This is a genomic window from Microbacterium sp. cx-59 (genome assembly GCF_020805625.1).
GTDB lineage: Bacteria > Actinomycetota > Actinomycetes > Actinomycetales > Microbacteriaceae > Microbacterium.
Genome location: NZ_JAJHGO010000007.1, coordinates 531033 through 550697, shown reverse-complemented (window position 1 = coordinate 550697; position 19665 = coordinate 531033). Strand labels below are relative to the sequence as shown.

Sequence of the window (19665 nt, the reverse complement as noted above, 5' to 3'; positions counted from 1 at the left end):
GATGCGCTGAACCCGACAGACGACGCGCGCGGCCGGGCACAACGGCGGATGCGGATGGCGATACCCGATCGCCCCGCATCCGCCGTGGTGTTTCCGCGCCCGCGCCGCGCCGGCTCCCCCCGCGCCGCGCCGGGCGCGATGCCGCGCCGCTCCGCCCCGCGCCACGGGTCCTCGCCTCAGCCGATCAGGCTGGGCGCGAGGTCGCGGAGGGTGCGGTGGTGGGTCATCCGGGTGACGCCGATCGCGGCGAACGCCAGGGCGCCCAGCATCCACGCCATGAGCACGAAGATGTCGCCGCCGATGCGGCTGATATCGCCGCCGTACATGAGTTGGCGCATCGCGTCGACGACGAACCCCATCGGCAGCACGTGGTGGAGGTTTGTCAACGGCACGGGCAGCGTCTGCCAGGGGAAAGTGCCGCCGGCCGTCACGAGTTGCAGCACCATCAGAACCAGTCCGAGGAACTGACCGACCGACCCGAGCCAGACGTTCAGCGCGAGAATGATCGCCGCGTAGGTGAGAGAGGCGAGCACCATGATGCCGAGCGTCGCCAGCGGGTTCGCGAACGTGAAACCGAGCGTGACGGCGAGGATGCCGAACAGTGCGATCATCTGGACGCCGCCGAGGAGTCCCGGGGTCAGCCATCCGGCGAGCGTGATCCGGATGGGGGAGTGGAGTGCCGTGATCGCGCGACGCGAGATCGGCTTCACGATAAGGAACAGCGCGTAGATGCCGATCCATCCGGCCAGCGACGCGAAGAACGGGGCGAGCCCTGCGCCGTAGTCGGCGGCCGCCGCGACCTTGCTCGACTCGATCTGCACGGGGTCGGAGATCGTCGAGGCCTGGTCGGTGCGGAGCGTCTCGTCGGAGTCGGGGATCTGCGCCACCCCGTCCGTCAGGCCGTCGCGGAGGGTGCCCGCTCCGTCGTCGAGCTGGCTGAGCCCGGACGCCAGCGTGCCCGTGCCGTCGCGGAGCTGCGCGGCACCGGATGCGGCCGACTCGGCACCGCTCGCGACCTGGGCGGCGCCATCCGCCACCTGCGCGGCACCGGAGGCCACCTGCGCGGCACCCGACGCGAGCTGATCCACCCGCGCAACGGCTCCCTGCACGGTGCCGTTGGCGGACTGGATGCGGCTGGCGAGCGGGTCGAGGCGCGCGAGCACCGCGGCGATCTCGTCGGGAGTGAGTCCCTGCGCCGCCATCTCGTCGGACAACGCCGTGCGGATCTCGGGCAGCGCATCGGCCGCGGACTGCGCGGCCGCTCCCGCTCGATCCGCGTAGCCATCGAGGGTCGCCGTGCCGGCGGCCACCTGCTGCGCGCCGGAAGACACCTGCGCGGCGCCGGAAGACACCGATCCCGCGCCCGACGCGAGGGTCGCCGTCCCGTCGGCGAGCTGGGTTGCTCCCGCGCCGAGGGTGTTCGCGCCGTCGAGCGCGGTGTGCGTGCCGTCGGCGAGGGTGGCCGCGCCGTCGGCGGCGGTCACGAGATTGCCGCGGATGTCGGAGATCGCGGTCAGCAGCTGCAACGCCGCCTGATCGCCGACCAGTGTGGCGACGGAGGAGCGGATCTTCTCGATCGCCTGCGAGCCGATCGTCGAGGCGAGGTAGTTGTTCGCATCGTTCGTGGCGAGCGACAGGGTGGCCTGGCGCGGACTCGTGCCCGACGCCGACGCGAGCGCGTCGGAGAAGTCGGTGGGGATCGTGACCGTGAAGTCGACCGCACCGTGCGCGAGGGCATCGGCCGCACCGGATGCCGACATCCGCTGCCAGTCGAATGCGCCGTCCTCGACGAGCTTGTCGGCGACCTGGTCGCCGTAGTTCGTGACGGTGCCATCGGTGGCGGTCTCGCCCTCGTCGGCCACGACCAGCGCGACCGGAACCTGGTCGAGGCGACCGTATGGATCCTGGTTCGCCCACAGGTAGAGGCCGCCGTAGAGCACGGGCACACACATCAGCGCGATGAGGGCGATGACCGACATGCGGGTCGAGGTGAGCCGTCGCAGCTCGGCGACGATCATGGCGGGGATCTTCATCGCGCGTCTTCCGGGAGGTCGGGGGTGAGGGGGGATGCGGCGGGGTCCGTGGGCTCGGGCTCGCTCGCGTCTGCGGGGGTGGCGGCGGGGTCTGTGCCGGCGGAGTCCGCATCGTCGGCGTTTGTGTTCGTGACGGCGGGGTCGTCTTCGTCGGTGGGAGTGTCGTGGCTCGCGCGGTCTGCGCGTCCGTCGAGGACGGTGGCGGATGCTTCGCCCGCGATCACGAGCACCGCGAGCCCGCGCCCCGCGAACTCCTCGGCGAGCGACCACCACGAATGCGGGTCACCACCGTGACGGTCGGGGGACACCAGCACGATGCCCTCGACGCCGCGGCGGAGCACGGTGAGTTCGAGCAGCATCCGGAGCCGGTCACCCGGGGCGATATCGGCGATCGGCACCCGCGAGCGGCCGCCGAAGCCGTTCTCGTGCAGCCACGCGCTCGCCGCGAGCGGGCCGGCGGGGCGCCCGGCGAACATCAGCTCCTCGGAGATGACGGTGAAGACGGTGACGTTGGACGCCGGATCGGAGACCCCGGGCGCGTCGACGAGGGCGACGCGGCGGCGGATCGCACCCGCATCCGCGCGGCCGTCGATCGTGACGGTTCCGGTGTCGGGGTGCATGCGACCGCTGGCGATCAGCCCCAGGACCGTCGGCCGCTGTTCGGTCTCGGCCGTGACGAGTCGCGCCTCGGCGGTGCGATAGGTGAGCGAGGTCTCGGGGAGCGCCTCGCCGCGGCGCCCCTTGGAGACGCCGGTGGCCACGATCTGCATCAGACTCCCTCGGTCAGCAGCGACGGATGCGCCGACATCAGCGCGTCGGCTTCGCGCCACGACAGCCCGACGGTGCCGAGCACGGTGCGAACGGCGAGAGAGCTCGCTTCGCCGGACGACGCATCGAGGCGGGCGACGACCATGCGCGCGATCTCTTCGACCAGGCGCGCGAGGGTCGGTGCGGAGATGTCGGTGCGGAGCGTGCCCGCATCCTGCCCCTCCCGTACGAGGTGCACGAGGCGGCGGCGGAGCGGCGCGAGGGCGGCGGCGGTGTGCTCGACGTGGGCATCGTCCAGCGCGAGGGCGGCCGCAACCTGCACGTGGGACGCCTCGCTCCAGAGCCGCGCCGTGAGCTGGGCGAGGGCGAGGGGAACATCGTCGCCGACGTCGACCTGTTCGGCAATCGCGTTGAAGCGGTCGGCGCCCGTGCTGACAAGTTCGCGCACGAGCGCGTCGCGGTCGGTGAAGTGCCCGTACACGGCGCGGCGGGTGAGGCCCGCCGCGCGGGCGATCGCATCGAGCGACGCGTGCGGATCGCGCGCGAGAAGAGTCTGAGCGGCCTCGACGAGCGCGGCGCGGTTGAGCGTCGCGTCCCGGCGGGGGGCGCGTTCGGTGACGGTGGTCATCCGGCTAGTGTACGCCGAACTTGCACAGTCGTGTGCACTTTGTAGGGGTGCGGGGTGGGGTGGCGGCTGCGGCGTTCGTGCGGCGGCTGCGGGTGGGTGGCCTGGTCGCGCCGAGTGCCCCGCCGCGGTCAGTCGGTGCCGGAGTCGAACGCGGCGGCTTCGCTCGCCGCATCCGTCGCGCCGGCGAGACCCTCGCGGTCGGCGTCATACGGCGCCGCATGCTCGGTGATCTCGGCGCCTTCGCCACGTCGCAGCTGTCCGACGAGTGCGCCGGTCGCGCCGCCGATGAGGCCGAGCTCGGCGTACTGCTCGAGGCGGGTGCGCGAGTCGGCGATGTCGAGGTTGCGCATCGTGAGCTGTCCGATGCGGTCGACGGGACCGAATGCCGCGTCGCCCACGCGCTCCATGGAGAGCTTCTCGGGGCCGTACGACATGGTCGGTGCGGTCGTGTCGAGGATCGTGTAGTCCTCGCCGCGCCGCAGACGCAGCGTCACTTCACCCGTGATCGTGGAACCGACCCACTTCTGGATCGACTCGCGCAGCATGAGCGACTGCGGCTCGAGCCAGCGGCCCTCGTACATGAGGCGACCGAGGCGGCGGCCCTGCTCGTGGTACGTCGCGAGGGTGTCTTCGTTGAGGATCGCGTTGACGAGACGCTCGTACGCGATGAACAGCAGCGCGAGGCCCGGGGCCTCGTAGATGCCGCGGGACTTCGCCTCGATGATGCGGTTCTCGATCTGATCGCTCATGCCGAGTCCGTGGCGTCCGCCGATGCGGTTCGCCTCGAAGACCAGCTCGACCGGGTCGGTGAACTCGACGCCGTTGAGAGCGACCGGGCGGCCCGCCTCGAACCGCACCGACACGTCTTCGGTCTCGATCTCGACGGCCGGGTCCCAGAACCGCACACCCATGATCGGCTCGACGGTCTCGAGCGACACGTCGAGGTGCTCGAGGGTCTTCGCCTCGTGCGTCGCGCCCCAGATGTTCGCGTCGGTCGAGTAGGCCTTCTCCACGCTGTCGCGGTACGGGAAACCGTGCTCGACGAGCCACTCGCTCATCTCCTTGCGGCCGCCGAGTTCGGTGACGAAGTCCGCATCCAGCCACGGCTTGTAGATGCGCAGAGCCGGGTTCGCGAGCAGGCCGTAGCGGTAGAACCGCTCGATGTCGTTGCCCTTGTAGGTGGACCCGTCGCCCCAGATGTCGACGCCGTCCTCCTTCATCGCCCGCACGAGGAGCGTGCCGGTGACCGCGCGGCCGAGCGGCGTGGTGTTGAAGTAGGTGCGTCCGCCGGAACGGATGTGGAACGCGCCGCACGCGAGGGCGACGAAGCCCTCCTCGACGAGGGCGGTCTTGCAGTCGACCAGGCGCGAGACCTCGGCGCCGTACTGCGCGGCGCGGCCGGGGATCGCCTCGATGTCGTCTTCGTCGGGCTGACCCAGGTCGCCCGTGTAGGTGCAGGGCACGGCGCCCTTGTCGCGCATCCACGCAACGGCGACGGAGGTGTCGAGGCCTCCGGAGAACGCGATGCCGACGCGCTCGCCGACGGGAAGGGACTGCAGGACCTTGGACATGCCCTCAATCCTACTGAGGGCGCGGATGCGGGCTGCGCCGTCGGTGGGGTGCGGGGGTTGTGGGTGCGGGTCGGGGGTGTGGGGTGTGGGCCGGGGGGCTAGGCGGGTGGGTGCCCGCATCCGGTGCCCAGCTGCATCCGGCGCCGAGCTGCGGTGCCGAGAGGGATGCTGAGGCGAGGGCGGATGGTCGAGATGAGGGGGAATCGCGCCCGAAAGTCCTCATCTCGGGCAGAAGTCCTCATCTCGGGGCGGGGCGTGACTGGCGCGGGTGGATGCCTGCATCCGGTGCCGAGCTGCGGTGCCGAGCGGGCTCGGGCTGCCGAAGCGAGGGTGATTCGCGCCGGAATGCCCTCATCTCGGCCAGGTGTCCTCATCTCGGGGGCGGGGCGGGGCGTGAGGGACCGGGCGCTGCGACCTGGCGCTGCGACCTGGCGCGGGCGGCTGGCTGCATGCGGTGCCGAGCTGCGGTATCGAGGGCGGGCTGCCGAGGCGCGGGCGGATGGCCGAGATGAGGGGGAATCGCGCCCGAATGCCCTCGTCTCGGGCAGGTGTCCTCATCCCGGGGCGGGGTGTGATGGGGACCGGGCGCGGCGACCATGCGCGGTGGGAGCCTGCATCCGGCGCCGAGCTGCGGTGCTGAGCGGGCTCGGGCTGCCGAGATGAGGGGGAATCGCGCCCGAATGCCCTCGTCTCGGGCAGATGCCCTCATCTCGTGCTGCCCCATCCGGCCGATCGTGGCGAGGACGGATGCTGATCAGTCGCGGCCGTCGAACAGCAGTCGGTGCAGGAGGCCCGCGGCGAGACCGCCGACGATCGGGAACATGATGAACACCCAAAGCTGCCCGAAGGGTTCGGAGCCGCCGAAAACCGCGGCCGCGATCGACCGCGCGGGGTTCACCGACGTGTTGTCGATCGGGATCGAGATCAGGTGGATGAGGGTGAGTGTCAGGCCGATCACGAGCCCCGCGAATCCGGTGCCGCGGGTGCGGTGGGTGACACCCAGGATGATGAGGACGAACAGGGCGGTCAGCACGATCTCCGCGATGATCGCGGCGCCGATCCCGAATCCGCCCGGCGAGAGCTCGCCGTATCCGTTGCTGGCGAACCCGCCCTCGGTGGCCGCGCTCAACCAGGGAGCGTTGCCAGCCGCACCGATCGCGACGATCGTCGACGTCGCGAGCACGCCGCCGACCAGTTGGGAGGCGATGTAGCCGGGAGTCGTCGCCCACGAGATCCGGCCGGCCGCGGCGAGGCCGAGGGTGACGGCGGGGTTGAAGTGTCCGCCCGAGATCGGGCCCCACGCGTACGCCCCCGCGACAACGGTGAGTCCGAACGCCAGCGAGACCCCGACGAACCCGATCCCGAGGGACGTGCCGTTGGCGCTGGAGCCGAAGTCGGCGGCGAACAGGGCCGCCCCGACGCCACCGAGCACGAGGACGTACGTGCCGAGGAGCTCGGCGAGCCAGGTCGCGGTGCGCGTCGGCCCGGCCGCGGGAGGAGTGTGATCGAGCGCGGTCGCCGCGATCTTCGGTTCCGGATGCGGATCGGTGCTCATGGGACACTCCTTCGTTAGCCCAGGATGACGAAGGCTCCTGCCCACGAATCTCGTCGTGGTGAGCGAACGCCGTTGTTGGTCCGCACGCTATCGCCTGGTGTCGGTACGGTCCAGGACCGGCGCGTCGCGCGTCCGTGCGTGACGGCGCGATTCGGGGTGGCGTGGGGCGGGGGCGAGAGGCGGGTGGGTGGCTGGCTGGCGGTCGCGTGGCCGAGCCTCTGCTGTCAGATGAGGGCCATCAGCCGAGATGAGGATGAATCGTCCGCAAACCCCCTCGTCTCGACGGATGATCCTCGGCTCGAGCGCTCGGTGGCTCGTGGCTCGGTGGCTCGGGCGCTTGGTGGCTCGGAGCGGGCGGGCGCGGGTGCGCGGCATCAGGAGTGGCGGGAGGTTGGGGGGCAGTCGGGCGGCCGGGCCCCAGTGGCCAGACGAGGGCGATCAGCCGAGATGAGGATGAATCGTCCGTGAATCCCCTCGTCTCGACGGATGATCCCGCGCTCGGGCGCTCGGGCGCTCGGGCGGCTCGGTGGCTCGGGGCACGGGTCGGCGGCCCGGCGGGGACGACCGCGGATGTACCCGCGCGTGAATCCACGCCCGAGCGGCTGCGCCCGAGCGCGAACCTCGCCCGAGCGCAAACCCACTCCGCGCGCGAACCCGCGCCCCAGCGGTCGCGCCGAGCGCGAACCCGCGCCCCGAGCGCCAGCGCCGGGCTGTCAGCCGATGGTCACGCCGGTGATGGTGACGGGCGTCGCCGGCGGGCCGTCGGGCTCTCCGCCCTCGGCTCCCGCGGCCGCGATTTCTTGCACGACGGCGAGGCCGTCCGCATCCATCGTTCCGAAAACGGTGTACGACGGCGGCAACTGGCTGTCTTCGTACACGAGGAAGAACTGGGAGCCATTGGTGTTCGCGCCGGCGTTCGCCATCGCGACCGTGCCGGCCGGGTAGGTCTCGCTGCCGTCGAGCTCGTCGGCGAATCGGTATCCGGGTCCGCCCATTCCGGTCGCGCTCGGGTCGCCGCACTGCAGCACGTAGATGCCCTCGGTCGTGAGGCGGTGGCAGGTGGTGTCGCTGAAGTAGTCCTGGTTCGCGAGCGACACGAAGCTGCCGACGGTGCACGGGGTGCGGTCGGCGTCGAGCGTGAGGGGGATGTCGCCGGCGCTCGTCTGCAGCGTCGCCGACACCGTTCCGCTCTGCGCGGGTTCGGCCGGCGGCGCGTCGACGTCGCGGGCGGCCGTGCCGCCGGAGGTGTACTCGCAGGTGCCGGATGCGGCGGGCGCATCGGTCGCGGGAGCACTCGGCGCGCACGCGCTGAGAAGCACGAGGGCGAGCGCGGCAAAAGGAGCGGCAAGCAGACGGGAGCGCATGGAATCAGCGTAACGACCGGCACGGGGAGGGTCGACTCGCGGCCGATGCGCTGCGGCATCCGTACCCCCAGGGCGGATTCGCTCTGCCGGAGAAATCCGCCTGACAGGACGTATGCGGCGGAACCCTCCTGTGGGACAGAGTTCTCCTGAAGCGGGGCGCTCGGGACCACGCTCGCGGCCACCCTTGCTGCGCGACGGTCAGAAGCGCGCGGAGAACCCGCCGTCGGTGTGGAGGAGTTGCCCGGACACCCAGCGGCCCTCGTTCGAGACCAGGAACGACACGACCGCGGCGATGTCGCGCGGGGTACCGAGTCGCCCGAGGGGGTGAGCGGGGATGAGATGTTCGCGAAGGTCCCCGTCCATCCAGCCGGTGTCGATCGGGCCGGGGTTCACGGTGTTCGCCGAGATCCCCCGCGGGCCGAGCTCGCGTGCGGCCGAGATCACGATGCGATCGAGCGCCCCCTTGGAGGCGCCGTACGGCAGGTTGCCGGTGGTGTGATCGCTGGTGAATGCCACGATGGCGCCGCCATCCGCGGGAACCTGACGAGCGAAAGCGGCGATCAGTAGGAGGCTGGCGCGTGCGTTGACGGCGACGTGCGCGTCGAAGCTTGCCGCTGTCGTGTCGAGGATGCCGCTTTCCACATCGTGCGCGTGGCTGAGGATGAGCGCGGTCACCGGTCCGTGCTCGCGGTGCACGGCGTCGATGAGGTCATCCGGGCCGGTGGGCGTCGAAAGGTCGCACGGATAGTCGGCATCCGCGAGATCGCTCGTGAGGACGTGCCAGCCGTCGGCGCGAAGACGCGGAACGACACCCGCCGCGATGCTGTTGGCCCGGCCGGCGCCGGTGATCAGGGCGAGAGGCATACCGCGACCCTACCGAGGCGACGCGGGAGCTCGGATGCGGCGGCGGTGGCGCACCGCATCCGTTGGGCAGGAGATATCTCTTCCACAGGACCGATTCGGGGGATTTCCCCTGCCCGGCGGCGGATTTCTCCTGTGGGGGCGACATCTCCTGCAGCAGCGCGCCACCGGCTCACGGGACGCGCGCAGTGCGCCCCGAACTCGCGATGACCGCGCCGATGGAGATCAGGACGAGTGCGACGCCGGCGGCCTGGGTCCAGGTGAGGGTCTCGTACGCGAGGGTGACGCCGATGGCGAGCGCGACGAGTGGGCTGAGAAGGCCGAGGAACGCGGGGATGCGGGTGGGCAGCGCCGCGAGTCCGCGGAACCAGAGCAGGTAGGCGAGCGCGGTGCCGATCAACGTCAGATACAGGTACCCCGCGATGTTGACGGGTGTGGGGGCAACGCTCGGGAGGGGTTCGAACACCGCGGTCAGCGCCGCGAGGACGAGTCCGCCCGCCAACAGCTGCCACGCGGTGAGGGCCACGGCCGGCTGATCGACCGACCAACGTTTGGTGAGCACCACGCCCGCCGACATCGACACCGCGCCGAGGAGCGCGGCGGCGATTCCGATCGGGTCGAGCCCGGATGCGGACTGCAGCACGATCAGCGCCACGCCCGTGACTCCGCCCGCGCCCGCGGCGATCACCGCCCCGCTGAGTCGCTCGGCGAGCAGTCGCGACGCCAGCACGGCGACGAGCAGCGGTTGGATGCCGCCGACCACAGCCGCGACACCGCCGGGAAGCCGGTCTGCCGCGACGAAGAGGAGCGCGAAGAAGGCGCCGATGTTGAGCACCCCGAGGACCGCCGAGCGCAACCACCACTGGCCGCGGGGACGTCGGCGCGCAATCAGCAGCAGAACCAGGCCTGCCGGAAGAGCGCGAATCGTCGCCGTCAGCAGCGGGTGGCCGCCGATCAGGAAGGTAGTGGAGGTGAAGTACGTCGTTCCCCACAGCATCGGGGCGAGTGCGGTGGCCAGGATCACCGTGAGTCGATTGCTAAGCACTTAGCGAATATACCTCAGCGCTTAGCAATATGGCTCAGCGCTTAGCGATAGCGTGGAGGTATGGATCACGTCGACCGCATCCTGTCGCAGTGGAATGCCGAGAAGCCCGGTCTCGACGTGTCGCCGATGGCGGTCATCGGACGCTTAGCCCGCACGGCGGCGGTGGTGGAGAACAGGCTGGCGGCGACGTTCGATCGCCATGGGATCGACGCCGGCACCTTCGATGTGCTCGCCACGCTGCTCCGCCAGGGCCCTCCCTACGAGATCACCCCCGCCGCGCTTGCCGCCGAGAGCATGGTCACGTCGAGCGCGGTGGCCCAGAGGTTGAATCGCCTGGAGTCGCGGGGATTCATCGCGCGCGCGGCCAACCCCGATGACGGTCGCGGGAAGCTCGTCCGACTCACCGACGACGGCCGCCGCCTCGTCGATGAGGTGCTGCCCGAGCATCTCGCGGCGGAGGAAGAACTCCTCGCTGACCTTTCGCCCGACGACCGCGTGCGGCTCGCCGAGTTGCTCGCCCGGCTACTTCCCGGGGACTAGGCCTTACTGCGCGTGGGTGGGGGAGTTGCCTGCTCGGCTTCTGTCCGGGGGCCTCCGCGCACCGCATCCGCTCCGCAGGAGAAATCCCCCGGACAGGACGGATGCGGCGAGATTCTCCTGTGGGAGCGAGATCTCCTGCGTTCGCGGCGTCTTCCGCCGGGGTCGAGAGCCGACGCCGGCCCGCGCGGCGCGAGGGAGGCTGTCTGCGCGGCATTCCGCATCCGCGGCCCTGTCTGCTCGCAGCGCCCGGCGTCACCGTCGTCGAGACGAGCACGATCGGCCGAGCGGAGGGCATCTCGGGCGCGAAAGCCCTCATCTCGAGCGATCATCCTCATCTCAGCGATGCGGATGCGGATGCACGGGGCGGGATGCGGGATGCGGGATGCGCAGGCGCAGGGCGGATGCGGGATGCGGAAGCACGGTGGGTGCGGGAGGAGCACGCACGGAGCTGATGCGGGATGCGCACGCACGGGGCGGATGCGCACGCACGGGGCGGATGCGCAGGCACGGGTGCGGATGCCACCCCGGCACTCCCCGCGCCGCGCCGCCGGGTCAGCGCGGCAGGCGGGGTACCGCGGCGACGAGCGCGCGGGCGTAGTCCGTGTCGGGATGCGACAGGATGCGGCGGGTCGGACCCTGCTCCACCACGCGACCGCCCTGCAGCACGACCGTGTGGTCGCAGACGGCGGCGACGGCGCCGAGATCGTGCGAGACCATGACGAGGGCGAGACCCTGCTCACGGCGGAGGCGCGCGAGCAGGTCGATGACCTGCACCCGGGTGGTCACATCCAGCGCGCTGACCGGCTCGTCGGCCAGCAGCACGCGCGGCCGCGACACGATCGCGCGCGCGATCGCGATCCGCTGGCGCTGACCGCCGGAGAACTCGTGCGGATACCGCGTGAGCACGTCGGCGTCGAGACCGACCGAGGTCACCGCCTCGACCGCGCGCTCCCGCGCGTCGTCACCCCGGGCGAGGCCGAGCGACTGCAGCGGCTCGGTCACGATGCGGTCGATGCGCTGGCGCGGATCGAGCGAGGAATACGGGTCCTGGAACACCGGCTGCACGCTCGCGCGGAACCGGCGCATCAGCCGGCGATCCCGCCGATCGAGCGGCGCCCCGTCGAAGCGCACCTCACCGGCGCGCGGCGACGAGAGGCCCAGCATGAGCGCGAGAATCGTGGACTTGCCGGCACCCGACTCGCCCACGAGCCCCACGGCGTCGCCCTCGGAGACCGCAAGCGAGACGCCCTCGAGCACCGCCCGCGAGCCGTACGAGAATCCCGCCCCGCGCAGCTCCAGCACCGGCCCCGCACCCGTCCCCTCGCGAGCCTCGCTCATGACCCCACCTCTCCGCCCGGAGCGCGCCAGATTCCTGTTCCCGCGCCACCGATCGGAAGCGCGGGAGCAGAAAAGTGGCGCGCGGCACGTGTCACGGGCACGCTACGGCGGAGGGATCGAGGACGGCTCACGCGGCGCCCTCCGCATCCAGCGCCGAGTCGAGGGCCCGGGCGCTCGCGACGAGGGCGGTTGTGTACGGATGCTGCGGCGTCCGCAGTACCCGATCGACCGGGCCCTCCTCGACCACCGCACCGTGGCGCAGCACGACGATGCGCTCCGTCATGCGCGAGACGACCGCGAGGTCGTGGCTGATGAACAGCAGGGCCATGCCGCGCTCGGCGACGAGCCGCTCGAGCAGCGCGAGCACGCCGTCCTGCACCGTCACGTCGAGCGCGGTCGTCGGTTCGTCGGCGATCAGCAGCTTCGGCCGGGCGGCGAGGGCGATCGCGATCGCGACGCGCTGGCGCTGCCCACCCGAGAGCTCGTGCGGGTACGCGCGGGCGATGCGAGGATCCTCGAGCGCCACCTCCGCGAACGCGGCAGCGACGGCGTCTCGCAGCGCAGACCCCCGCAGTCCGAGGTGTCGCCGCAGCGGCTCGGCGACCTGGCGGCCGACGCGCATCAGCGGATCGAGCGCGGTCAACGGCTCCTGGAAGACGATCTGCGCGACGGGTCCGCGAAGCGGAAGCAGCGACTTCTCGGCCGCGCCGACCACCTCGTGCCCGTCGAGTTCGATGGACCCGGATGCGGTCAGCCCGCGCGCGAGCAGACCCGTCACCGCCAGCGACGTCACGGATTTGCCCGACCCGGACTCGCCGATGATGCCGACGCGCTCGCCGGCGGCCACCGCGAAGGAGACGTCGCGGACGAGCCGGGCCTCTCCCGCTCGCACCGAGAGTTCCAATACCTGCAGCAGAGTCATCGCGACCTCCGTCTCGTCGGGTCGGCGAATTCGCGCAGGCCGTCGGCGAGGAAGTTGACCCCGAGCACGAGGGCGACGATCGCGATGCCGGGCGCGATCGCGCCGACCGGCGCGACGAGCACCGTGCCCTGCGCCTCTTGCAGCATCCGTCCCCAGGAGGCGTTCGGCGGCGGGGCGCCGAGGCCGAGGTACGACAGGCTCGCCTCGGCGAGCACCGCGATACCGAACTGGAGAGCGAGGCTCACGAGCAGGGTGGGCGCGATGTTGGGCAGCACGTGGCGGACGATGAGGCCCGCGGTGCCCGTGCCGCTCGTGCGCGCGGCGGTCACGAACTGCTCCTGCAGCACGCGACGGGCGAGGATGCGGGTGAGCCGGGCGACGACGGCCGACATCGCGAGTCCGATCGCGAGGATCGCCGACCACAGCGAGGCACCCTGCACGGCGACGACGAGCATCGCCAGCAGCAGCACGGGGAACGCGATGACCACATCGAGCGCAGCCGACAGGGTGTCGTCGATCCAGGGCCGGGCGAAGGCGGCCGCGAGGCCGAGGAGCGTGCCGAGGACGGCCGCGAGCAGCACGGAACCGGCGCCGACGGCCAGAGCGATGCGCGCACCGACCATGAGCTGCGACAGCAGATCGCGGCCGAGCCGGTCGGTGCCGAGGAGGTGGGCCGGATTCGGGCTGTCCAGGCGGCCGCCGCTCGTGTCGGACAGCGGATACGGCAGCCAGACGAGCGAGACGAGCGCCACGAGCACCACGATGCCGGTGAGGATCAGCCCGATGACCAGCGTCGGGTGTCCGCCGCGACGGCGCCGCCCACCCGCATCGCGCCGCCCAACCGCATCCGGCCGCCCACCCGCACCCAGACCCGCATCCGGCCCCACACCCGCATCCACCCCAACCCCCAGCCCGACAGCGCCCGACACCGGAGCGCCCGACACCGGAGCGCCCGACACCGGAGCGCCCGACACCGGAGCGCCCGACTCGCCCGCGCTCATCGGTTCCCCGAGACGCTGGTGCGCAGGCGCGGGTCGACGAGGCGCTGCACGACGTCGGCGGCGAAACCGACGAGCAGCACGAACAGGGTGCTCACCACCAGCACGCCCTGGATGTTCGCGTAGTCGTGCTGCTGAATGCCCGTGAGCAGCATGCTGCCGAGGCCCGGCAGGGTGAAGACGCTCTCCACGACGACGGCTCCGAGCAGGGCGGTGGACAGCTCGATGCCGAGGATCGCGATGACCGGCACCGCGCCGTTTCGCACGCCGTGCCGGAGCAGTGCCTCCGGCAGAGCCGCACCGCCCGCGCGGGCCGTCCGCAGATAGTCGCTGCCGAGCACATCGAGTGTCGCCGAGCGCACGTAGCGGCTCAGCGACGCACTCATGACGATCGCGATCGTGATGACCGGCAGAGTGAGCGAGCGGAGGGCGTCGGCCGGGTCCTCCCAGTCGTCGCGCGGAAATCCTCCCGAGGGGAGGAGCCCGAGCTGCAGGGCGAAGATCCATACGAGGATGACGCCGACCCAGAACACCGGAACGGCGACGCCGAGCTGCGCGAAACCGCTCAACACGATGCCGTACCAGCGATCGGACTTCACGGCGGCGACGATGCCGACGGCGAGCGAGACGATGAGCGCGAGCGCGAAGGCGAGCAGGGTGAGCGGCAGGGTGACCACCAGGCGGGCCGCGATCTCGGCGCCGACGGGCCGCGAGCTGATGTACGAATCGCCCAGGTCGAAGCTCAGCAGCTGCCCCGCCCACGTCGCGAACTGCTGCAGCAGCGGCTGGTCGGAGCCGACCTGCGCGCGTGCCGCGGCGATCTGCTCGGGCGTTGCGTCGATCGACAGGAGCGCGTTCGCGGGATCCCCCGGAAGCAGCCTCAGGAGCACGAAGATGACCACCATGGCGACCACGAGCGACACCGCGAGGAACGCGAGCCGGCGGAGCAGGTAGGGGAGCATGGGATCCAGTGGGTTTACATGGCGGATGCCGGGAACGACCTGCGTTCCCGGCATCCGTCTGCTGTCAGGACTTGACGATGTCGTAAGCGAAGAACTGCGAGTTCAGTCCGTTCACCGGGTATCCGCTGACGTCGCTGGAGGCGACGACGATCTGCGGGTAAAGGTACAGCCACACGCTCGCTGCGTCCTGTGCGATCTGCTCGTTGACCTGACGCAGCAGAGTGGTCTGCTCATCCGTGGTCGTGGCCTGCTCGGCCTCGGACACCCACTGCTGCACGTCGGCGTTGTCGTAGCCCCAGTAGAAGTCGGGGTTTCCGTACCAGACCACGTCGCGGTCGTTCACGTGCTCCTGCAGGGTCGCGGTGAAGTCGCGGTCCTTGAAGACCTTCGTGTACCACTCGTCGGCGCTGATCGTGTTGATCTCGACCGTGATGCCGACCTCGGCCAGCTGCGACTGCAGGAACTCCGCGACGGCCGGATGCGGGTCGTAGCTCGGGGTGTCGAGCGTGAAGGTGAAGCCGTCCGGGTAGCCCGCCTCGGTCAGCTGCTGACGCGCCAGGTCGAGGTCGTACGGGTTCACGGAGGTGAGGTCCTCGTACCAGGGGTCGGTCGGGGGAACCATCGAGCCGATCAGGGTGCCGTAGTCGCCCCAGATCGAGGTGAGGAGCTTCTCGGTGTCGATCGCCGAGTAGACGGCCTTGCGCACCAGGGCGTTGTCGAACGGGGCGACGCGGTCGTTGAACGCGAGCAGCTCCTTGGTGGTCGACGTGCCCTCGCTCACGACGTAGTCGTCGCTGCCGTCGAACTGCGCGAGCGAATCCGGGCTCTGCACGCTCGTGATGAGGTCGATCTCGCCGGTGAGGAGCGCGTTGTCCTCCGCGGTCGCGTCGGTGAAGTACGTGAACACGACCTCGGCGTTCTTGGCCTGCTCGCCCCAGTAGTCGTCCCAGCGGGTGAGCGTCAGGGTGCTGCCCTGGCGCCACTCGTCGAGCGTGTACGGTCCGGTGCCGTCCTCGGTCTGCGTGAGGTCGCCGGCCTCGGAATTCACGATCCAGATGTAGCTGAGGTTGTAGAGGAACGAGATCGAGCGCTGCGACAGGGTGAACACGACGGTCTGGTCGTCGGGGGTCGCGATGTCGCTGATGACGCCGAAGCTCGACTTGCGCGCCGACTGGGAGTCTTCGGCCGTCACGGCCTCGACGCTCGCCTTCACGTCGGCCGACGTCAGTGCCTTGCCGGAGTGGAAGGTAACGTCGTCGCGCAGCGTGATCGTGTAGGTGAGACCGTCTTCGCTGGTCTCCTCGCTCGCGGCGAGCAGGGGCTCGACCTCGCCGTCATCCGTCAGCTTATAGAGGCCTTCGTAGACGTTGCCGTTGAACGCCTCGGTGACACCTTGGCCGCCGCCCTGGGTGTTGCTCAGGTTCTGGGGCTCGTACAGCGAGCCGATGGCGATCGTGGCGTCGGCACCGGCATCGCCGGCATCGGACGAACCGGAACCCGCGGCGCAGCCCGACAGCACGAGGGCTGCGGCGACTGCCGCGGACGCGGCTACGAGGGATCTCTTCATGAGGGGTACTCCAGGGTGCGGTGGATGCGGCGGGTCAGGCCGCGTAGATGTCGAAGCCGTCGTTGAACACGACGTTCTTCTCCCCGGCACGGATCGGCAACGGGAACCGATTCGAGACGGGAGGCAGGGGGCAGTTGTACTGCGCCGAGAACCCGCAGGGCGGGACGAAGGCGCGGTTGAAGTCGAGGATGACGGTGCCGGGCTCGTTCGGATCGGCATCCGCGGTGCGCTGCACGAACAGGAAGCGGCCCGACCCGTAGGTCTCGGTGCCGTTCGTCTCGTCGCCGAACACGAGGAGCAGGGTGCCGCCGTCGTCGAAGGCCGACAGCGAGTACTCCCGGCCGTCGAGAGTGAAGAGGATGTCTCCGGGAACGACGAGATCCCGCGTGCCGCCGTTGTCGCGGATGTGCTCGAAGGGCACGGTGCGGTCTCCGGCGACCGGCACGAACTGCGCCTCGATGACCCACGCGGGGTCGTACTCGTACACGTCGATGCGCTCGAACGCCCGGATCGCGGGGGAGTCGGCATCCCAGACGCGAAGGCCGTGCTCGGTCTCGCCGCTGTCGATCCCGGTGCGGCGCACGCGCGTCACCTGCGCGGATGCGGGCAGCCCGACGCGTGCGGCATCCAGGTCGGGAAGTTCCCCGGTCCAGCGGGTCTCCACGAGAGCGAGGTTGCCCGTGGGGGCGGCCACGGCGGCGAAGCGCTCGTTCCGCCAGCGGGCGTGATCGTCGGATGCGGGCATGGCTCATCCATTCTCGGAAAGGCGGGGGACGCGGACGAATTGTCCGTCACAGGACGCAATGCCCGGTCGGGCGAGGATATTCCGGATTCGCGCGGATCGGGGGCGTCGGGACGGCTCGATAGGATGGGGTGTACCGGTCGGCCAGAGCGAGGAGCTTCCATGCCAGGCATCGTGATCGTCGGAGTCCAGTGGGGCGACGAGGGCAAAGGCAAGGCCACCGACCTTCTCGGTGAGCGCACGGACTGGGTGGTGAAGTTCAACGGCGGCAACAACGCCGGCCACACCGTCGTCATCGGCGATGAGAAGTATGCGCTGCACCTGCTGCCCAGCGGCATCCTGTCTCCCGGTGTGAACGCCGTGATCGGCAACGGTGTCGTGATCGACCTCGAGGTGCTCTTCTACGAGCTCGAGGCTCTCACCGCCCGTGGCGTCGACACGTCGCGCCTGCGGGTGAGCGCGAACGCGCACGTCATCACGCAGTACCACCGCACGCTCGACAAGGTCACCGAACGCTTCCTCGGCAAGCGCCAGATCGGCACGACCGGTCGCGGCATCGGCCCGGCGTACGCCGACAAGATCAACCGCGTCGGCATCCGCATCCAAGACCTCTTCGACGAGAACATCCTGCGGCAGAAGGTCGAAGGCGCGCTCGATCAGAAGAACCACATGCTCGTGAAGGTCTTCAACCGGCGGGCGATCGCCGTCGACGAGATCGTCGAAGACCTGTTGTCGTACGCCGAGCGGCTGCGGCCGATGGTGTGCGACACCGGCCTGCTGCTGAACGACGCGCTGAACGCGGGCGATGTCGTCGTCTTCGAGGGCGGCCAGGCGACCATGCTCGACGTCGATCACGGCACGTACCCGTTCGTCACGTCGTCGTCGGCGACGGCGGGCGGGGCGGCGACCGGGTCGGGCGTCGGTCCGAACCGTCTCGATCGCATCGTCGGAATCGTGAAGGCGTACACGACCCGCGTGGGTTCGGGTCCGTTCCCGACCGAGCTGTTCGATGAGACCGGTGAGTGGCTGCGCTCGCGCGGCTTCGAGTTCGGCACGACGACCGGGCGGCCTCGCCGCGTCGGCTGGTACGACGCTCCGATCACCCGCTACGCGACCCGGGTCAACGGCATCACCGACCTCGTGCTGACCAAGCTCGACATCCTCACGGGACTCGACGAGATCCCCGTGTGCGTCGCGTACGACGTCGACGGTGTGCGGTTCGAGGAGGTTCCGGTCAACCAGACCGAGTTCCACCACGCCAAGCCGATCCTCGAGTACATGCCCGGATGGTCGCAAGACATCTCGGGTGCGCGCACCTTCGAGGACCTGCCGGTCGAAGCGCAGGAGTACGTGCTGGCTCTCGAGAAGATGAGCGGCACGCGCATCTCGGTCATCGGTGTCGGGGCCTCCCGCGACGCGGTGATCGTGCGCCACGATCTCGTCGACTGATGCGCCTCTGGATCGGAGGCTACGGCGCCGATCAGGGCGGCACGGCCGTCGGCATCGGAGAGTTGCTCGCGGGTGACGCGGATGCCGGATCCGCCGGTGGTGCGTTGGCGTTCGCGGGCACGGCCGCCGAGATCGGCGGGTCGCCGACGTGGCTGGCGGCGCACCCGTCGCTCGCTGTCGTCTACGCGGCACTCGAGGGCGCCGGCGCCGTGCAGGCGTTCCGCCGCACCGGAGATTCCTCGTTCGCCCGGCTCGGACCGGCCGTGCGGATCGGCGAGTCGGTCTGCCACGTCGCGGTCAGTCCCGATGCCACCTACCTCCTCGCCACCTGCTGGGGAGATGGGCGCGTCGTGCGCGTGGCGCTCGACGCCGTCGGTCGCCCCGGGGCGGCGACGATCGCCGCATCCGCCATCGACCCGTACGTGCCATCGGACCCGTTCGCCCCGCCGGTCGACCCGGGATCCACGGCGACGGATGGCGCGTTCGACCTGCCGGGCGGCGGGATCGACCTCGCGGACGCGGCACGCGCGCTCCGCGAGGCAGCGGGTCCGGAGTTCGCCCACCTCGTGCCCGACCTGTCGGCGCCGGAGGATTCGCTCGCCGCGCTCGGCCTTTCGGCGGGTGGGCTCGAGCTGCCGCGCCGCGCGTCCGGTGAGGGTGACGGGTCGGACGCGGCATCCGACACGAGATCTGTCGCGGCGCCGGAGCGGGTGTCGCGGGCGCACCAGTCCGTGTTCCTCGGGGGCGGCCTGATCGCGACGACCGACCTGGGCTTCGATCTCGTGCGGTTCTGGCGTTCGGGGGCGGACGGTCTGCGCCTGGTCGGCGTCGTGCGCCTTCCCCTCGGCAGTGGCCCCCGGCACATGGTCCGCCACCCGAGCGGGCACCTCTACGTGCTCACCGAGCTCTCCTGCGAGATCTTCGTGCTCGGGCCCGACCGCGCCGGAGCGTGGCGCGTTCTGGGAGGCACCCCGCTCTCGCCTGAGACCCGGGCGGGTGTCGATGCGGCGGCGGAGCTCGCCGCATCCACCGACGGGCAGTTCATCTACGCGAGCATTCGCGGGCTCGACACGATCGCGTCGGTGCGGGTGCGGGGTGCCGGCGACGACCTGGTGCCGGTCGCCCTGGCGGACGCGGGCGTCACGTGGCCGCGGCACCACCTCGTCGTGCGCGACACGCTGCTCGTCGCCGGCCAGCACTCGAATGATGTCGTCGCCCTGACCCTCGACATCCGGAACGGCGGGCTCTCGCGTCCGGTGCGGCGCACCGAAGCGCCGTCGCCGACCTGCCTGCTCCCCGCCCGCTGAGCGGCTCGCGTCAGG

17 protein-coding genes are annotated in these 19665 nt (G+C 70.8%); 3 read left to right on the top strand and 14 right to left on the bottom strand.

Annotated features, from left to right (window positions below; translation table 11 throughout):
• Positions 1-176: 176 nt before the first annotated feature.
• The 8 genes from LMI96_RS10035 to LMI96_RS10000 all read right to left on the bottom strand — a co-directional run bounded on the left by LMI96_RS10035 (position 177) and on the right by LMI96_RS10000 (position 9825).
• Positions 177-2033 carry a YhgE/Pip family protein gene (locus LMI96_RS10035; protein WP_223722061.1) on the bottom strand — a complete coding sequence of 619 codons (1857 nt, stop codon included), beginning with the start codon at positions 2031-2033 and terminating at the stop codon, positions 177-179.
• Positions 2030-2803, bottom strand: a complete 774-nt coding sequence (locus LMI96_RS10030; protein ID WP_228361404.1) for a hypothetical protein — start codon at positions 2801-2803, stop codon at positions 2030-2032. The genes LMI96_RS10035 and LMI96_RS10030 overlap by 4 nt, the downstream gene beginning before the upstream one ends.
• Positions 2803-3429: a TetR/AcrR family transcriptional regulator gene (locus tag LMI96_RS10025; protein ID WP_228361403.1), complete on the bottom strand. Its 627-nt coding sequence runs from the start codon at positions 3427-3429 to the stop codon at positions 2803-2805. The genes LMI96_RS10030 and LMI96_RS10025 overlap by 1 nt, the downstream gene beginning before the upstream one ends.
• 128 nt (positions 3430-3557) lie before the next feature.
• Positions 3558-5000, bottom strand: coding sequence for an argininosuccinate synthase (gene argG, locus LMI96_RS10020; protein WP_223722064.1), 1443 nt, complete (start codon positions 4998-5000; stop codon positions 3558-3560).
• A gap of 754 nt (positions 5001-5754) precedes the next feature.
• On the bottom strand, positions 5755-6555 hold the full coding sequence (aqpZ, locus tag LMI96_RS10015) for an aquaporin Z (protein ID WP_228361402.1): 801 nt from the start codon (positions 6553-6555) through the stop codon (positions 5755-5757).
• A gap of 713 nt (positions 6556-7268) precedes the next feature.
• Positions 7269-7919: a peptidylprolyl isomerase gene (locus LMI96_RS10010; RefSeq protein ID WP_308015760.1), complete on the bottom strand. Its 651-nt coding sequence runs from the start codon at positions 7917-7919 to the stop codon at positions 7269-7271.
• Positions 7920-8117: 198 nt separating this feature from the next.
• The gene (locus tag LMI96_RS10005) at positions 8118-8783 is read right to left on the bottom strand and encodes an SDR family oxidoreductase (RefSeq protein ID WP_228361401.1); all 666 of its coding nucleotides are present in this window, start codon (positions 8781-8783) and stop codon (positions 8118-8120) included.
• 169 nt (positions 8784-8952) lie between these two features.
• Complete coding sequence (locus LMI96_RS10000) at positions 8953-9825, bottom strand: EamA family transporter (RefSeq protein ID WP_228361400.1); 873 nt, start codon at positions 9823-9825, stop codon at positions 8953-8955.
• Between the two features lie 60 nt (positions 9826-9885).
• Between LMI96_RS10000 and LMI96_RS09995 the strand changes: the two genes are divergently transcribed.
• On the top strand, positions 9886-10365 hold the full coding sequence (locus LMI96_RS09995; protein WP_223722068.1) for a MarR family winged helix-turn-helix transcriptional regulator: 480 nt from the start codon (positions 9886-9888) through the stop codon (positions 10363-10365).
• 552 nt (positions 10366-10917) lie between these two features.
• Here LMI96_RS09995 and LMI96_RS09990 read toward each other — a convergent pair.
• The 6 genes from LMI96_RS09990 to LMI96_RS09965 all read right to left on the bottom strand — a co-directional run bounded on the left by LMI96_RS09990 (position 10918) and on the right by LMI96_RS09965 (position 16897).
• A complete protein-coding gene (locus LMI96_RS09990) occupies positions 10918-11703 on the bottom strand; it encodes an ABC transporter ATP-binding protein (protein ID WP_228361399.1) in 786 nt (261 codons plus the stop codon).
• Positions 11704-11830: 127 nt separating this feature from the next.
• Entirely contained in the window at positions 11831-12625 is a 795-nt protein-coding gene (locus tag LMI96_RS09985) for an ABC transporter ATP-binding protein (RefSeq protein WP_228361398.1), read from the bottom strand.
• A complete protein-coding gene (locus LMI96_RS09980) occupies positions 12622-13626 on the bottom strand; it encodes an ABC transporter permease (RefSeq protein ID WP_228361397.1) in 1005 nt (334 codons plus the stop codon). Before LMI96_RS09980 ends, LMI96_RS09985 begins: the two co-directional genes overlap by 4 nt.
• A complete protein-coding gene (locus LMI96_RS09975; RefSeq protein ID WP_228361470.1) occupies positions 13623-14585 on the bottom strand; it encodes an ABC transporter permease in 963 nt (320 codons plus the stop codon). Before LMI96_RS09975 ends, LMI96_RS09980 begins: the two co-directional genes overlap by 4 nt.
• Before the next feature lie 64 nt (positions 14586-14649).
• A complete protein-coding gene (locus tag LMI96_RS09970) occupies positions 14650-16152 on the bottom strand; it encodes an ABC transporter substrate-binding protein (protein WP_228361396.1) in 1503 nt (500 codons plus the stop codon).
• Positions 16153-16186: 34 nt separating this feature from the next.
• The gene (locus tag LMI96_RS09965; RefSeq protein ID WP_223722074.1) at positions 16187-16897 is read right to left on the bottom strand and encodes a DUF1684 domain-containing protein; all 711 of its coding nucleotides are present in this window, start codon (positions 16895-16897) and stop codon (positions 16187-16189) included.
• 159 nt (positions 16898-17056) lie between these two features.
• On the opposite strand from LMI96_RS09965, the gene LMI96_RS09960 reads away from it, so the two are divergent.
• Together LMI96_RS09960 and LMI96_RS09955 are read left to right on the top strand one after the other, a co-directional pair.
• Positions 17057-18343: an adenylosuccinate synthase gene (locus LMI96_RS09960; RefSeq protein ID WP_223722075.1), complete on the top strand. Its 1287-nt coding sequence runs from the start codon at positions 17057-17059 to the stop codon at positions 18341-18343.
• The gene (locus LMI96_RS09955; protein ID WP_228361395.1) at positions 18343-19650 is read left to right on the top strand and encodes a beta-propeller fold lactonase family protein; all 1308 of its coding nucleotides are present in this window, start codon (positions 18343-18345) and stop codon (positions 19648-19650) included. The genes LMI96_RS09960 and LMI96_RS09955 overlap by 1 nt, the downstream gene beginning before the upstream one ends.
• Positions 19651-19665 lie beyond the last annotated feature (15 nt).

Coding starts and splice junctions, on each gene's coding strand:
- LMI96_RS10035 (WP_223722061.1), bottom strand. CDS start 2,033: ATGAAGATCCCCGCCATGATCGTCGCCGAGCTGCGACGGCTCACCTCG.
- LMI96_RS10030 (WP_228361404.1), bottom strand. CDS start 2,803: ATGCAGATCGTGGCCACCGGCGTCTCCAAGGGGCGCCGCGGCGAGGCG.
- LMI96_RS10025 (WP_228361403.1), bottom strand. CDS start 3,429: ATGACCACCGTCACCGAACGCGCCCCCCGCCGGGACGCGACGCTCAAC.
- argG (WP_223722064.1), bottom strand. CDS start 5,000: ATGTCCAAGGTCCTGCAGTCCCTTCCCGTCGGCGAGCGCGTCGGCATC.
- aqpZ (WP_228361402.1), bottom strand. CDS start 6,555: ATGAGCACCGATCCGCATCCGGAACCGAAGATCGCGGCGACCGCGCTC.
- LMI96_RS10010 (WP_308015760.1), bottom strand. CDS start 7,919: ATGCGCTCCCGTCTGCTTGCCGCTCCTTTTGCCGCGCTCGCCCTCGTG.
- LMI96_RS10005 (WP_228361401.1), bottom strand. CDS start 8,783: ATGCCTCTCGCCCTGATCACCGGCGCCGGCCGGGCCAACAGCATCGCG.
- LMI96_RS09995 (WP_223722068.1), top strand. CDS start 9,886: ATGGATCACGTCGACCGCATCCTGTCGCAGTGGAATGCCGAGAAGCCC.
- LMI96_RS09990 (WP_228361399.1), bottom strand. CDS start 11,703: ATGAGCGAGGCTCGCGAGGGGACGGGTGCGGGGCCGGTGCTGGAGCTG.
- LMI96_RS09985 (WP_228361398.1), bottom strand. CDS start 12,625: ATGACTCTGCTGCAGGTATTGGAACTCTCGGTGCGAGCGGGAGAGGCC.
- LMI96_RS09980 (WP_228361397.1), bottom strand. CDS start 13,626: ATGAGCGCGGGCGAGTCGGGCGCTCCGGTGTCGGGCGCTCCGGTGTCG.
- LMI96_RS09975 (WP_228361470.1), bottom strand. CDS start 14,585: ATGCTCCCCTACCTGCTCCGCCGGCTCGCGTTCCTCGCGGTGTCGCTC.
- LMI96_RS09970 (WP_228361396.1), bottom strand. CDS start 16,152: ATGAAGAGATCCCTCGTAGCCGCGTCCGCGGCAGTCGCCGCAGCCCTC.
- LMI96_RS09965 (WP_223722074.1), bottom strand. CDS start 16,897: ATGCCCGCATCCGACGATCACGCCCGCTGGCGGAACGAGCGCTTCGCC.
- LMI96_RS09960 (WP_223722075.1), top strand. CDS start 17,057: ATGCCAGGCATCGTGATCGTCGGAGTCCAGTGGGGCGACGAGGGCAAA.
- LMI96_RS09955 (WP_228361395.1), top strand. CDS start 18,343: ATGCGCCTCTGGATCGGAGGCTACGGCGCCGATCAGGGCGGCACGGCC.